The 14,791-nt window shown below is 70.1% G+C and carries 8 protein-coding genes; 4 read left to right on the top strand and 4 right to left on the bottom strand.

Features of this window, described 5'->3' with window-relative positions; genetic code table 11:
- Window positions 1-85 precede the first annotated feature (85 nt).
- Complete coding sequence (locus ACZ9QC_RS25880) at window positions 86-2,044, top strand: serine/threonine-protein kinase (protein WP_472915299.1); 1,959 nt, start codon at window positions 86-88, stop codon at window positions 2,042-2,044.
- A 65-nt stretch (window positions 2,045-2,109) separates the two neighbouring features.
- Here the strand turns inward: ACZ9QC_RS25880 and ACZ9QC_RS25875 are convergent, their stop codons facing one another.
- Window positions 2,110-7,083, bottom strand: coding sequence for an NAD-glutamate dehydrogenase (locus ACZ9QC_RS25875; RefSeq protein ID WP_472915298.1), 4,974 nt, complete (start codon window positions 7,081-7,083; stop codon window positions 2,110-2,112).
- Between the two features lie 535 nt (window positions 7,084-7,618).
- Here ACZ9QC_RS25875 and ACZ9QC_RS25870 point away from each other — a divergent pair.
- Complete coding sequence (locus ACZ9QC_RS25870) at window positions 7,619-8,185, top strand: DJ-1/PfpI family protein (RefSeq protein ID WP_472915297.1); 567 nt, start codon at window positions 7,619-7,621, stop codon at window positions 8,183-8,185.
- A 54-nt stretch (window positions 8,186-8,239) separates the two neighbouring features.
- Here the strand turns inward: ACZ9QC_RS25870 and ACZ9QC_RS25865 are convergent, their stop codons facing one another.
- Window positions 8,240-8,908, bottom strand: coding sequence for an HAD family hydrolase (locus ACZ9QC_RS25865; protein WP_472915296.1), 669 nt, complete (start codon window positions 8,906-8,908; stop codon window positions 8,240-8,242).
- 254 nt (window positions 8,909-9,162) lie between these two features.
- Complete coding sequence (locus tag ACZ9QC_RS25860; RefSeq protein ID WP_472915295.1) at window positions 9,163-9,684, bottom strand: DUF6912 family protein; 522 nt, start codon at window positions 9,682-9,684, stop codon at window positions 9,163-9,165.
- A 381-nt stretch (window positions 9,685-10,065) separates the two neighbouring features.
- Between ACZ9QC_RS25860 and ACZ9QC_RS25855 the strand changes: the two genes are divergently transcribed.
- Window positions 10,066-10,623 carry an Rv3235 family protein gene (locus ACZ9QC_RS25855; RefSeq protein WP_472915294.1) on the top strand — a complete coding sequence of 186 codons (558 nt, stop codon included), beginning with the start codon at window positions 10,066-10,068 and terminating at the stop codon, window positions 10,621-10,623.
- 174 nt (window positions 10,624-10,797) lie between these two features.
- Here ACZ9QC_RS25855 and secA read toward each other — a convergent pair whose 3' ends face one another.
- Complete coding sequence (gene secA, locus ACZ9QC_RS25850) at window positions 10,798-13,644, bottom strand: preprotein translocase subunit SecA (protein ID WP_472915293.1); 2,847 nt, start codon at window positions 13,642-13,644, stop codon at window positions 10,798-10,800.
- Window positions 13,645-13,924: 280 nt separating this feature from the next.
- Here secA and ACZ9QC_RS25845 point away from each other — a divergent pair, with 280 nt between their 5' ends.
- Window positions 13,925-14,494 carry a GNAT family N-acetyltransferase gene (locus tag ACZ9QC_RS25845; RefSeq protein WP_472915292.1) on the top strand — a complete coding sequence of 190 codons (570 nt, stop codon included), beginning with the start codon at window positions 13,925-13,927 and terminating at the stop codon, window positions 14,492-14,494.
- Window positions 14,495-14,791 lie beyond the last annotated feature (297 nt).

The following is a 14,791-nucleotide window of genomic DNA, read 5'->3' as shown; positions in this document are numbered from 1 at the left end:
GAGCTATCAGGCGCCCCCAACCGCCGGGAACCGCAACACCCACCCCAAGTGTCATAAGTGCCGTATAAGCTTCGGACGGCTCCAAGTGCCCACGACGGCACCAGAGTTCGGCACCGCACCGGGGGAGGCTCCCATCAGCACCAGCACCGGCGACATCCTGAGCCCTCTGGGACCGCAGGACCCACGAGAGACGGCCGGCTACCACCTGCAGGCCCGCATCGGCGAGGGCGGCATGGGCACGGTCTACCTGTCGCACACCCGCGGCGGCCAGCCCGTCGCCCTGAAGGTCATCCGCCGCGAGTACGGTCAGGACGCCGACTTCCGCCGCCGTTTCGAGCAGGAGGTCCAGGCCGCCCGCCGCGTGCAGGGCTACCACATCGTCCCGGTCGTCGACCACGACACCACCGGCGAACTCCCCTGGCTGGCCTCGGCGTTCATCGCCGGCATCCCCCTGCACGACGCCCTGGTCGCCTTCGGCCCGCTCCCCCTGCCCGCCGTCTTCCAGCTCGTCGGCTGCGCGGCCCGCGCCCTCACCTCGATCCACGCCGCCGGAGTCATCCACCGCGACCTCAAGCCCAGCAACATCCTGCTGGGCTCCCAGGGCCCGTACGTCATCGACTTCGGCATCGCCCGGGCCGCCGACGCCACCCACCTCACCCAGTCCGGCGGTCTGATCGGCACTCCGCAGTACATGTCGCCGGAACACGCCCTAGGCGAGCAGGTCACCCCGGCCACCGACGTCTTCTCGCTCGGCCTGATCGCGGCGGTCGCCGCCACCGGACGCCACCCGTACGGCGACGGCGGCGCCATCACCATCGCCGCGCAGATCGCCAACACCTCCCAGCGCCCGCCGAAGCTCGACGGCTACGACGAGCGGCTGCGCCCCCTGCTGGAGCGCTGCCTGACCGCCGACCCGGCCGAGCGCATCGGCACCGAGGAACTGGCCGCGCTCTGCCAGGAGTCGGCGGGCCGCGGCATCGGCGACTTCACCGGCTGGCTCCCGGAGCCGCTCACCGCCGAGATCGCCCGCCGCGAGCAGTCCGCCCAGGCCCCGCCCCAGCCGACGGCGCCCCAGATGCCGGCCGCGCCCCCGACCACCGCCCCGTCGGCCCCCGCGCCCCCGCCCCACGACCCGACGGCCCAGGGCCACGCGTACGCCCAGGGCACCACCCAGGGCGTACCCCAGGCGGCCCCGACCCCGCCGCCGACCGGCTTCGGCCCTCCGGCCCAGGGCCAGGCCCCGACCCCCGGCTACGGCTACCCGCCCCCGGCCACCGACACCTACAACCTCACCCCGCAGGCCCCCGCCCCCACCCCGGCCCCGCCCAAGAAGAGCCGCCGCGGCCTGAAGGCGGCCCTGGTCGCCCTCGCCCTGGTCCTCGTGGCCGGCTCCGGCGCGGCCGCCGCCGTGTACGTGATGGGCAAGGACGACGACGGCAAGAACTCAGCGAGCAACGACACCAAGGACAGCGGCAAGAAGGACGGTGCCGACGGCGACAAGGGCGCCTCCACACCGAGCCCGTCCCCGACGAAGGCCGACACCGGCTCCGACACCGGCTCCGGCGACCAGGGCGGCGAAGGGGACGGAACAGACCCGAGCGCCTCCCCCTCCATCCCCGCGAACGCCCGGTACACGGCGATCTTCGAGGGCAAGTCCTTCACGCTCCGCACACCCGCGGGCTCGGCCTACGTCAACGTCGACTTCGACAAGCCCGAGGTCGACACCGAGGACGAGATGGTCGACACCCTGAAGGACATGTACCTCGACAGCAGTTACTGGTACTTCGACACCACGATGGGCAAGAGCGCGGGCACCACACCGCAGGAGTGCGCCGAGGGCACGGGGACCGATGTGCTGCCCTCCAGCCTGGACTCCGGTGCCTTCGGCGAGGAAGCCGAGATCGACAAGGGCGTCAGGCTCTGCACGATCACCAAGCAGGGCAACCTCGCCATGTACGAGATCACCGGACTGACCCCGGGCGAGTACAGCTGGGAAGTCCCCACGGTGCAGGGCAAGCTGACCCTCTGGGAGATCACCGAGTAGCCCCGGCGACCCGCACGCGGAAAGGGGGCGCCCCACAGCCGTGGAGCGCCCCCTTCGCCGTACCGCTACGAGTGCGCGCGCAGCAGTGTCCGCATCGTCCGCATCGCCACCGACAGGTTGGCGAGGTCGAACGCGTCGGAGCCCTGGATCTCCTCCAGGGTCGTCCGCGCCCGGCCCAGCAGCGCCGCGTTCTTCTGCTCCCACACCTTGAAGCGCTGCTCCGGCGTGGAGGAGCCGTTGCCCGCCGAGAGGACCTCGGCGGTGAGGGAGGCGTGGGCCGCGTACAGGTCCTCGCGGATCGCCGCGCGGGCCATGGACTGCCAGCGGTCCGCGCGCGGCAGCTCGATGATGCGGTCCATGAGCTGGGTGATGCGCAGCCGGTCGGCGAGGTCGTAGTACACCTCGGCGACCTCCATCGGCGTCCGCCCGACCCGGTCGGCGACCGCGACGATGTCGAGCGTCGGGAAGGCCGAGGAGAAGCCCGCGACGTGCGAGGCCAGCTCCTCAGGGACTCCGGCGCCCGTCAGCTCGTCGTAGATCTTCTGGTACCACTCCAGGTCGGCGCCGCGCAGCAGCTTGGGCAGCTCGCCCCAGACCTGGTTCACGCCCTCGGAGAAGAACGCGATGGTCTCGCTGAGCTGCAACGGCTGCGGCCGGTTGTTGAGCAGCCAGCGCGTGCCGCGCTCGACCAGGCGACGGGAGTGCAGCCGGATCCGGGTCTGCACGGCCGCGTCGACCTTGTTGTCCAGGCCCTCGACCGCGTCCCACACGGCACCCGATCCGAAGATGGCGCGGGAGGCGGTCTGCGCGCGGACGATCTCCTCCAGCGAGGCCCCGGTCTCCTCGCGCAGCCGGTGCAGGAAGCTCGTACCGCCCGTGTTGACCGTGTCGTTGACCAGCAGGGTCGTGACGATCTCACGGCTCAGCGGGTGGCTGTCGACATGCTCGGGGAACCGTTCGTGCAGAGCGGCCGGGAAGTACGCGTGGAGCAGCTTGCGCAGGTAGGGGTCGTCCGGCAGCGAGGTGTGCAGCAGCTCCTCGGCGACCGTGATCTTCGTGTACGCCAGCAGGACGGCCGTCTCGGGACCGGTGAGGCCGTGCCCGGTGTTGAGACGCTCGCGGATCTGCCGGTCGCTGGGCAGGAATTCGAGCGCCCGGTCGAGGTGGCCCTCCCTGACCAGGTGGCGCATGAAGCGCTGCTGGGCGTGGAGCATGTCCGGAGACTGGGCGAGGGCGTTGGCGATCGCCGTGTTCTGCGCGTAGTTGTTGCGCAGGACGAGCCGGCCGACCTCGTCGGTCATCTCGGCGAGCAGCTTGTTGCGCTGCTTGACGGTCATGTCGCCGTCGGTGACCAGGCCGTTGAGCAGGATCTTGATGTTCACCTCGTGGTCGGAGGTGTCCACGCCCGCGCTGTTGTCGATGGCGTCGGTGTTGACCCGGCCGCCGTTCTGCGCGAACTCGATCCGGCCCAGCTGGGTGAGGCCCAGGTTGCCGCCCTCGCCGACGACCTGGACCCGCAGGTCGGCGCCGTCGACCCGGATCGCGTCGTTGGCCTTGTCGCCGACGTCGGCGTGCGACTCGGACGCGGCCTTCACATAGGTGCCGATGCCGCCGTTCCACAGCAGGTCGACCGGGGCCTTGAGGATGGCCTTCATCAGGTCGGCCGGGGTCATCTTGGCGACCTTGTCCTCGATGCCGAGGGCGTCGCGGATGTGGGCGTTGATCGGGATCGCCTTGGCGGTGCGCGGGAAGACGCCGCCGCCGGTGGAGATCAGATCGGTGTCGTAGTCGGCCCAGCTGGAGCGGGGCAGCTCGAAGACGCGGCGGCGCTCTGCGTAGGAGGTGGCCGCGTCGGGGCTGGGGTCGATGAAGATGTGCCGGTGGTCGAAGGCGGCGACCAGCCGGATGTGCTCGCTCAGCAGCATGCCGTTGCCGAACACGTCACCGGACATGTCCCCGATGCCGACGACCGTGAAGTCCTCGGTCTGGGTGTCGACCCCAAGCTCCCGGAAGTGCCGCTTGACCGACTCCCAGGCGCCGCGCGCGGTGATGCCCATGCCCTTGTGGTCGTAGCCGGCGCTGCCGCCGGAGGCGAAGGCGTCCCCGAGCCAGAAGTTGTAGCTCTCGGCGACCTCGTTGGCGATGTCGGAGAAGGTCGCGGTGCCCTTGTCGGCGGCGACGACGAGATAGGTGTCGTCCTCGTCGTGCCGTACGACGTCGGCCGGCGGTACGACCTCGCCCGCGACCATGTTGTCGGTGATGTCGAGCAGCGCGGAGATGAAGGTCTTGTAGCTGCGGATGCCCTCGGCCAGCCAGGCGTCCCGGTCCACGGAGGGGTCGGGCAGCTGCTTGGCGACGAAGCCGCCCTTGGCGCCGACGGGCACGATGACGGTGTTCTTCACCATCTGCGCCTTCACCAGGCCGAGGATCTCGGTCCGGAAGTCCTCGCGCCGGTCGGACCAGCGCAGCCCGCCTCGGGCGACCTTCCCGAACCGCAGGTGCACGCCCTCGACGCGCGGCGAGTACACCCAGATCTCGAACGCCGGCCGCGGCGCCGGCAGGTCGGGGATGGCCTGCGGGTCGAACTTCATGGAGACGTAGTCGTGCGGCTTGCCGCCGGCCGCCTCCTGGAAGAAGTTCGTGCGCAGCGTCGCCTTGATGACGGTGAGGAAGGACCGCAGGATCCGGTCCTCGTCCAGGCTCGCCACCTGGTCGAGGGCGGCGTCGACCTCCTCGAGGAGCGCGTCGACGATCTCCCGGCCCGCCCGCTGCCGGTCCGGCGACATCCGCGCCTCGAACAGCGACACCAGCAGCCGGGTGGTGTGGACGTTGTTGCGGAGGGTGTCCTCCATGTAGTCCTGGCTGAAGGTGGACCCGGCCTGCCGCAGGTACTTGGCGTACGCGCGCAGCACCATGGCCTGCCGCCAGGTGAGGCCGGCGCTCAGCACCAGCGCGTTGAACCCGTCGTTCTCGGCCTGCCCGGTCCAGGTGGCGGCGAAGGCCTCCTGCACCCGTTCCCGGGCGTCGTCCCCGGCGTAGTCCACGCTCCCGGCCTGCGCCCTGGGCATGCGCAACCCGAAGTCGTAGATCCACGCGGTCGTCCGGTCCGAGCAGCGCAGCTCGTACGGCCGTTCGTCGATGACCTCGACGCCGATGCGGTTGAGGACGGGCAGCACCGCGGAGAGCGAGACGGAGCCGCCCTTGCGGTAGATCTTGAAGCGGCGCTCGTCGGGCGCGGCGCCCACCGGCTCGTACAGGCTGAGCTCGAAGTCCTCGTCCTGGTCGAGGGCTTCGAGGCGGCAGAGGTCCGCGACGGCGGAGCGGGGGTTGTGGTCGGCCTTGTACCCCTCGGGGATGGCGCCCGCGTACTTGCGCAGCATCTCGGCCGCGCGCTCCTCGCCGACCTCGGCGTTCAGCGCCTCGGCGAACCCGTCGGACCAGGATCGGGCGGCCTCGACGAGCTTGGCCTCCAGCCGGTCCTTGTCGGCGTCGCTGAGGTGCGGCAGCTCGGTGCCCGGCTGGACGCGGACCACGAAGTGCAGCCGGGAGAGGATCGATTCGGTGTTCCAGGCGGTGAAGTCGACGCTGATGCCGCCCAGTTCCTCCTTCAGGATGTCGATGATCCTGAGGCGTACGCCGGTGGTGTAGCGGTCGCGCGGGAGGTAGACGAGGGCGGAGTAGTAGCGCCCGTACTCGTCCTGGCGCAGGTAGAGCCGCAGCCGCCGGCGCTCCTGGAGGTAGAGCACGGAGGTGACGATGGACCGCAGTTCGTCGGCCGGCGTCTGGAACAGCTCGTCGCGCGGGTAGGTCTCCAGGATCTGGAGCAGGTCGCGTCCGTCGTGGCTGTTGGGCGAGAACCCGGCGCCGACGAGGACCTCGTCGACCTTGCGGCGGATGACGGGCACCCGGCGCACGGACTCGGTGTAGGCGGCGGAGGAGAACAGTCCGAGGAAGCGCCGCTCGCCGATCACGTTGCCCTCGGCGTCGAACTTCTTCACGCCCACGTAGTCGAGGTAGGACGGCCGGTGGACTGTGGCCCGGCTGTTGGCCTTCGTCAGGACGAGGAGCTTGTGCTCCCGGGCCTTGGCGCGGGCGTCGGCGGGCAGCCGCTCGAAGGAGGAGCTGACGGGGTGGTGGTCGTGCCCGGCGTGGTGCGGGTCGGCGCGCAGGATGCCGAGGCCGGTACCGGGGACGGCGGCGAGCGAGTCGTCCTCGCGCAGCTCGTACTCCCGGTAGCCGAGGAAGGTGAAGTGGTCGTCGGCGAGCCAGCGCAGCAGCTCGCGAGCCTCCTCCACCTCCTGTTCGCGCAGGTCGTCGGCGGTGTGCTCGGCGGGCAGGCCGTCGGCGATCCGGACGGCCGCCTCCCGCATCTTCTCCCAGTCCTCGACGGCCTCGCGGACGTCGGACAGGACGCGCAGCAGATCGTTGTTGATCTGCTTGAGGTCGGCGCGGTCGGTCTCGCGGTCGATCTCGACGTGGATCCAGGACTCGATGTGCGCGTCGTGCGGCAGCGTCTCCCCGGCGGCCACGGCGGCGGACGCCGCGGCGACGGCGGCGGGGTCGACGATCAGCTCGACGAGCTTGCCGGTGACGTCCCGCCGGACGACGACCTGGGGGTGGATGACGACGTGGATCCCGCGTCCCTGCCGTGACAGCTCGTTGGTCACGGAGTCGACGAGGAAAGGCATGTCGTCGGTGACGACCTCGACGACGGAGTGGCTGCACGTCCAGCCGTTCTCCTCGACGGTCGGGGTGTGCACCCGTACGTTGGCCGTGCCCTGGGGGCGGTTCTCGGCCAGCCGGTAGTGGGAGTAGGCGGCTCCGAAGACATCGACCGGGTCGCGGCCGCTCAGGTCCTCCGGGGCGGTGTGCAGGTAGTAGCGCTGGAGGAACGCGAGCACGGTCTCCCGGTCCGGGATGTCGGACGTACTCTCGCTCGTCGTCCCAGTCGGTAGATACCCCCCGACCGGGCTGTTCTCAGCTACCCGGGCGGCCCGTTCGAGCAGCTCGGCCTTGGCTTCGTCCAGCTTGGTCTGCATTGTCCTCTGGCTCCTGTCGCGCGCCGTTGCGTGACGTAGAAGGAAGTACGTACTCGTCCCCTCCGAAGCGCCACCACGACACGGGGTGTCCGGTCTGTCTCGACGCTATGCCGCAGGGGGAGACGAGCGGGGGGTAATCAGCCATTCTCGGTGCCCGGCAGGGATGTGACGCTGCTCTCGGCACCGTCCGTCCCGTGGGTGCGCCCGGCCTCCCGGGAGCCTCGGTGGCTCCCTCCCGCCCGCGAGGACCAGCGACCGCCGCCCGGACACGGATGTCGTCCGTGCTCACCGGGCGCAGGGCAGGGACGACGACGTCCCCGCGAGCTATCGCGCTGATCACGCCACAAGGCTATCCCTCCGGACGGGGGGCACGTCATGAGCCGTATGTGTACAAATCCGAGGGTCGAACTTTGACGTTCTGCACAGTACCCACCGCGCACTTTTGAGCTTACCTCCGCGCAAGCGAGCCTATACGCGCCGCCGGGGAAGCCATAGCCTGACGAGGAGAACCCTGCTGCAGCGAGGGGAGCCCACCATGACGGCCAAGATCCTGATCGTGACCGGCGACGCGGCGGAGTCGCTGGAGGTCCTCTACCCCTACCAACGCCTCCGCGAGGAGGGGTACGAGGTCGACATCGCCGCCCCCAGCCGCAAGACGCTCCGCTTCGTGGTCCACGACTTCGAACCGGGCTACGACACCTACACCGAGAAACCCGGCTACACCTGGCCCGCCGACCTGGCCTTCTCCGAGGTCGACCCCGGTCAGTACGTCGCCGTGGTCGTCCCCGGCGGCCGGGCCCCGGAGTACCTGCGCAACGACCCCGAGCTGCGCAAGATCCTCAAGTCGTTCTTCGACACCGACAAGCCGGTCGCCCAGATCTGCCACGGCCCGCTGCTCACGGCCGCCGTGGACGCGCTGTCGGGGCGCCGCGTCACCGCGTACCCCGCCCTCGAACTCGACATGCAGACCGCCGGCGCCACCTTCCAGGACGCCGAGGCCGTCGTCGACGGCACCCTCGTCTCCGCCCGCGCCTGGCCGGACCACTCCGCCTGGATGCGGGAGTTCCTCACGGTGCTGCGGGCGAAGGCGCCGGTGACGTGACGTGACGGGTGGGGGGTGAGGTGGGCCGGGGGTCACGCGGCCGGCCGGGTCAGCTCACGCGGCGAGCCGCTGGGCCTCCTCGACAGCCTCCTCCAGGGTGTCCACGACGGGCACGCCGACCCCCTCCAGGCTGGCCCGGCTGTGGGAGCCCCCGGTGTAGAGCACGGCCTGTGCGCCCACGTGCCGGGCGGCGACCGCGTCATCCGCGGCGTCCCCGATCACCACGGTCCGTCTCGGCTCGACCCCCACGAGCCGACGCAGATGCCGCACCATGTGCTCGGTCTTGCTGCCGCCGGAGGGCCCGGTGCGCCCGTCGACCCGTACGAAGTGGGGCTCGATCCCGAACCCCCGCACCAGCGGAACCAGCTCCTCGTGCACATACATGCTGAGAATCGACTGACTGCGCCCGCCGGAGACCCACTCGGTGAGCAGCCCCGGCACCCCCTCGGTCAGCCCACAGGCGACACGATGCTCGGCGTAGTACCGGTGAAAGACCACATCCATGGCCTCCCACTCCTCGTCCGTGGGCAGCCGCCCGATCAGCCGCTCGTAGAACTTCGGCACCGGCACGCAGTACAGCTCCCGGTACCGCTCCAGCGTGATCGGCTCGATCCCCAGCTCCGCGAAGGCCGCGTTCGTCGCCCCGATGATCGCCTCGTTGTCATGGAACAGCGTCCCGTTCCAGTCCCAGACGATATGAGCCCCGACTCCGTTCATCCCCATACCGAAAACGTACCCCGCCCCACTGACAGGCCAGTCCTGCCAGCTACGAGCAGCCATGCCCGAACGCCGAGCGCCCTATCCTGGCCGCTCTCTTCTGCGGGCAATCGTGCCGCTGGGGCGATGGGGGCACCTCCCGCTCGAGCGAAGCCGAGAGCGGGGGAGGGTGGGCGCAGGCGGCACCCTGCAAGCGCCGGTAAGCGGAACCCACCCCCGCTCAGCCCCAGCAGAGGGCACCGCACACCCCCGCCCCGAGGTCAGCCCATGTCCCCCAACCCCACCAGGTTCGGAATCTCCTGCGTCGCATACCAGAGCAACTCATGATCATCAGCCCCGTCCACGATGAACTGCGCATCATCGTCCCCCTGATCCGCCGCCCCCAACGCATCCGCGGCCTCCCCCACCTCCCCCTCGGCCTCCACCGAGTCGACATGCACAGCCGCGGCCTTGCTCAGCGGCACCGGCCCGGCCACCCGCACCTCCCCGAGCGCCACCGGATCGAGCCCCCGATCGGGATCGGCCACCGCATCCCGGTCGGCCACATCCACAGCCACCACGACCCGCCGCCGAGCCGCCCCCGGATCCACGGCCACCAGCCGCAACGACGCGAACGCCGCCCGGTTCAGCGCCGCGTACTCCAACTCCTCGATGTCGTCGGACAGATACCACTCCCGCAGAGCGGGCGTGACGGCGTACGCGACGAACGCCCCCTCCCCCAGCTCACCCGTCTTGTACGCCTCGGCGAGCCCGGGAAGGGTCAGGGGGACGTAGACGCGCATGGCAGTCCGCTTTCGTAGTCGTTGTCACGCTTCTCGGATCACGTCGGAGGACCGCGGAGCACTCTCCGCGCGACGCACAGCATGTCGACGGCCCTCGCGAAGCCTCCTCCAGAGGAGCTTCAGGATACGTGCGGGCGTCCCCTTTCGAGCCCCCGCCCAGCCCTCCGGAGGCGTCCACCCCACGCCCTCCGACTCACCCGGTACGCCCCCGCCCTGCCGGGCCCGCTCCCCCTCACCGTCACCCTGATAGGTGAACATTGAGCGGCTCCCACCGCCCCGCCGCGCTCCCTTGCGAGCGCCCCCTCCACCCTCGTAACAAGATCCCCAACGCCAAGTTACCGACTGGTACCCGGCGGCCTCACCGACGAACGGGGATCCCCGATGAACAAGGTCATGACCAGGACCAAGCGCCACCCCGGCACCCGCCCGCCCGTCCGCCACGACCCCCGCCGCCCCGGCCGCACCCCCGCCCGCACAAAGCCGGGAGGAGGCCGCCTCGCGACCCCCCAGCGCCAGGTACCCGCCACCGCATCCACCACCGCCGCCACACCCACGACACCCACGACACCCCCAGCCCTCACCGGCCCCGTCCCCCAGCCCCGCCCCACCGACCGCTTCGCCGACCTCCTCCTCGCCGTACTCAGCGGCCGCCGCCCGGTCCACAGCATGTTGCGCCACACCGCCGGCAGGGCCTACGACGAACTGGCCTGGCTCGCCGAACGCGGCCCCCTGCGCAGCCCCCACGGCACCCACCCCGTCGTCCGGGACATCGGCTACTACGTGGCGGCCCCGGGCGCCCTGGAGGTCTTCGTCCGTATCGGCGCGGGCGACCGCGTCCGTGCCATGGCCTTCCGCCTGGAACACGGCCCCGACCACCGCTGGCGCTGCACAGCACTGGAACTCGACGGCCCGAGGCTCCCCCTCCCGCACGACGACTGAGCCGCACGACGCCCCGCGCCGAGACAGCGAAAGGGCCGGACACCCGAAGATGCCCGGCCCTTCACAGCCTCACGAGCTGCCGCTCACCGCGCGCCCCGCACGAAACGTCCCGCAGGAAACGTCCCGCACGGAGCGCCCAGCGCGGCGCGCGCTCGCCCCTCCCGGGGCGAACCCTCACTTCTTGCGGCGGCGGCTCGTCTTGCCCTGCTGCTTGCGGCGCTCCGCGCGGGTGAGGCCGTCGGCCTCGGAGCGGATCGGCTCGTCCTCGGGCAGGTCGCCCTCGACGATGCCGCCCTCGCCGTCGACCGTGGGAGCGGAGAAGTGCAGACGGTCACGCCGCTGCGGCGCCTCCAGACCCTTCGCCCGGATCTCCGGCCGCGAGGCACCCGCCTGCGCCGGCACCGCGTCGCTCTTGTCCAGGGACGGCTTCGCGTCCTCGACCGGCACCTCCTCGACCTGCTGCTCGACCTGGACCTCCAGGTTGAACAGATAGCCGACGGACTCCTCCTTGATGCCCTCCATCATGGCGGTGAACATGTCGAAGCCCTCACGCTGGTACTCGACCAGCGGGTCCTTCTGGGCCATGGCGCGCAGGCCGATGCCCTCCTGGAGGTAGTCCATCTCGTAGAGGTGCTCACGCCACTTGCGGTCCAGCACCGACAGCACCACACGGCGCTCCAGCTCACGCATGATCTCGGAGCCGAGCTGCGCCTCACGCGCCTGGTACTGCTCGGTGATGTCGTCCTTGATGGACTCGGCGATGAACTCGGCGGTCAGCCCGGCCCGGTCCCCGGCGGCCTCCTCCAGCTCCTCCACGGTGACCTTCACCGGGTAGAGCTGCTTGAAGGCGCCCCACAGCCGGTCGAGGTCCCACTCCTCGGCGAAGCCCTCCTCCGTCTCCGCCTGGATGTAGGCGTCGATGGTGTCGTCCATGAAGTGCTGGATCTGCTCCTGCAGGTCCTCGCCCTCCAGGACGCGGCGACGCTCGCCGTAGATGACCTCGCGCTGCCGGTTGAGGACCTCGTCGTACTTGAGGACGTTCTTCCGGGTCTCGAAGTTCTGCTGCTCGACCTGCGACTGGGCGGAGGCGATCGCGCGCGTGACCATCTTGTTCTCGATCGGCACGTCGTCCGGCACGTTCGCCATGGACATCACGCGCTCGACCATCTGGGCCTTGAACAGACGCATCAGGTCGTCGCCGAGCGAGAGGTAGAAGCGGGACTCGCCCGGGTCGCCCTGACGACCGGAACGGCCGCGCAGCTGGTTGTCGATCCGGCGGGACTCGTGCCGCTCGGTGCCCAGGACGTACAGGCCGCCGAGGGACTCGACCTCTTCCTTCTCGGCCTTCACCGCGGCCTCGGCCTTGGCGAGCGCCTCGGGCAGGGCGTGCGCCCACTCCTCGATGTGCTCCTCGGGGTCGAGGCCGCGCTGGCGCAGCTCCGCCTCGGCGAGGTCCTCGGGGTTGCCGCCGAGCTTGATGTCCGTACCACGGCCGGCCATGTTCGTCGCGACGGTGACGGCGCCCTTGCGGCCGGCCTGGGCGACGATCGTCGCCTCCCGGTCGTGCTGCTTGGCGTTGAGCACCTCGTGCTGCACACCGCGCTTGCTGAGCTGCTGCGACAGGTACTCGGACTTCTCGACCGACGTCGTGCCGACGAGGATCGGCTGGCCCTTCTCGTGCTTCTCGACGATGTCGTCGACGACCGCCTCGAACTTCGCGACCTCGGTGCGGTAGATCAGGTCGGACTGGTCCTTGCGGACCATCGGCCGGTTGGTCGGGATCGGCACCACACCGAGCTTGTAGATCTGGTGGAACTCGGCGGCCTCGGTCATCGCCGTACCGGTCATGCCGGACAGACCGGGCTGCTCCTTGCCGTTGTGGTCGTGACGCTTGTAGAGGCGGAAGAAGTTCTGCAGGGTGATCGTGGCGAGCGTCTGGTTCTCGTCCTTGATGTCCACCCCTTCCTTCGCCTCGATCGCCTGGTGCATGCCCTCGTTGTAGCGGCGGCCGGCGAGGATACGGCCGGTGTGCTCGTCGACGATCATGACTTCGCCGTCCATGACGACGTAGTCCTTGTCCTTCTTGAAGAGCTCCTTGGCCTTGATGGCGTTGTTCAGGTAGCCCACCAGCGGGGTGTTCACCGACTCGTAGAGGTTGTCGATGCCCAGCCAGTCCTCGACCTTGGAGACACCGGCCTCGTGGATGGCGACGGTGCGCTTCTTCTCGTCGACCTCGTAGTCGCCGGTCTCCTCGATGCCCTTGAGAGGGTTGCCGGGCTCGCCCTTCTTCAGGCGCGTGACCAGCTTGGCGAAGTCGCCGTACCACTTGGTCGCCTGGTCGGCCGGGCCGGAGATGATCAGCGGCGTACGGGCCTCGTCGACGAGGATGGAGTCGACCTCGTCGACGATCGCGAAGTTGTGGCCGCGCTGGACGAGCTCGTCCTTGGACCACGCCATGTTGTCGCGCAGATAGTCGAAGCCGAACTCGTTGTTCGTGCCGTAGGTGATGTCGCAGTTGTACTGCTCGCGGCGCTGGGCCGGCGTCATGTTGGCGAGGATGCAGCCGACGCTCAGACCCAGGAACTTGTGGACGCGGCCCATCATCTCGGAGTCGCGCTCGGCCAGGTAGTCGTTGACCGTGATCAGGTGCACGCCCTTGCCGGCCAGCGCGTTCAGGTACGCGGGCAGCGTGCCGACGAGGGTCTTGCCCTCACCGGTCTTCATCTCGGCGACGTAGCCGAGGTGGAGGGCGGCGCCGCCCATGATCTGCACGTCGTAGTGGCGCTGACCGAGTGCGCGCTTGGCGCCCTCGCGAACGGTGGCGAACGCCTCGGGGAGCAGGTCGTCGAGGGTCTCACCGTCGGCGTACCGCTGCTTGTACTCCTCGGTGAGGGCTCGCAGCTCGGCGTCGGAGAGGTCGACGAAGTCCTCTTCGATGGAGTTGACCTGGTCCGCGATGCGGTGCAGCTTGCGCAGGATTTTGCCTTCGCCTGCACGCATGATCTTCGAGAGGACGGACACGGGGGTTTGTCTCCTTGCCGGTCGGGCCTGGGACGGTCGGTTTCAATGACAGTTGGCAGTTTTCAATCACAGCTTGAGCAACGGCCATCGTAAGCGAGGACCCCGCCGCGCCGGGAGGTCTGGCGGTGACAGCTACCAGGACAACGGGTGGGCGTTGCGGATGGTGCCGCGTTCCACCCACGAAATGTGCGAATTGTGACCGCCCCTTCACGGCACGTGCCGCCGCGCCCGCCTCCGCAACGACATGGCGCCCTTCCGCTCCGGCGAGCAGAATCGCCCGATGGACCCCGTCACCCTGACCACCGAGCGCCTGCTGCTGCGCACCGTGGACCAGCGCGACACCGACACGGTGTACGCCGCCGCGCAGGACCCGGACATCCAGCGCTGGACCACGATCCCCTCCCCCTACCGGTGGGAGCACGCGGTGGGTTTCGTGGAGCAGGCCGTTCCCGAGGGCTGGGCCACCGACTCGATGTTCACCTTCGGCCTCTTCCCGGCCTCGGGCGAACTGGCGGGCATGCTCGGCATCACCATGCGCTCCCCCGGCACCGGCGAGATCGGCTTCTGGGCCACCAGGGAGCACCGCCGCCGCGGCTACATCGCGGAGGCCACCCGCGCCGCCGCCCACTGGTCCTTCACGACTCTCGCGCTGGACCGCCTCGAATGGCGCGCCGAGGTGGGCAACACCGCCTCCCGCGCGGTCGCCGAACACACCGGCTTCACCCTGGAAGGCACCCTCCGCTCCGCCCTGGACAACAACGGAGTCCGCCGAGACTGCTGGATAGCCTCCCTACTCCCCTCAGACCTGGGCCTCCCCTCGCCGGCGCCCTACCTACCGGCCCGCCCCTGAGGTGCGGGCGCAATCGGCCGTCCCGTCCCACCTGCGGACGGTCAACCCGTCCCACCTGCGGGCAATCGTGCCGCTGGGGCGATGGGGGCACCTCCCGCTCTAGCGAAGCCGAGAGTGGGGGAGGGTGGGCGCAGGCGGCACCTCGTAACCGCCGAGCAGCGGGACCCACCCCCGCTCAACCCCGCTCCCGGGCGCCGCATCGCAGAGCCCCACCTCCCGTGCCACCACTCCCAGCCACCCCGGTCCCCCACCCATTTCCCCAGCTCAACCCGCCCTGTCAGTCCCCTCCCCTACCCT

This window comes from Streptomyces sp. HUAS MS02 (assembly GCF_055702265.1).
Note: the sequence above shows the minus strand (reverse complement) of the source record. Positions and strands in the feature narration are given on the sequence as shown.

Bases quoted from the DNA above. Each gene is read 5' to 3' on its own strand.
- ACZ9QC_RS25875 (WP_472915298.1), bottom strand. From the start codon at position 7,083: ATGCAGACCAAGCTGGACGAAGCCAAGGCCGAGCTGCTCGAACGGGCC.
- ACZ9QC_RS25870 (WP_472915297.1), top strand. From the start codon at position 7,619: ATGACGGCCAAGATCCTGATCGTGACCGGCGACGCGGCGGAGTCGCTG.
- ACZ9QC_RS25865 (WP_472915296.1), bottom strand. From the start codon at position 8,908: ATGGGGATGAACGGAGTCGGGGCTCATATCGTCTGGGACTGGAACGGG.
- ACZ9QC_RS25860 (WP_472915295.1), bottom strand. From the start codon at position 9,684: ATGCGCGTCTACGTCCCCCTGACCCTTCCCGGGCTCGCCGAGGCGTAC.
- ACZ9QC_RS25855 (WP_472915294.1), top strand. From the start codon at position 10,066: ATGAACAAGGTCATGACCAGGACCAAGCGCCACCCCGGCACCCGCCCG.
- ACZ9QC_RS25845 (WP_472915292.1), top strand. From the start codon at position 13,925: ATGGACCCCGTCACCCTGACCACCGAGCGCCTGCTGCTGCGCACCGTG.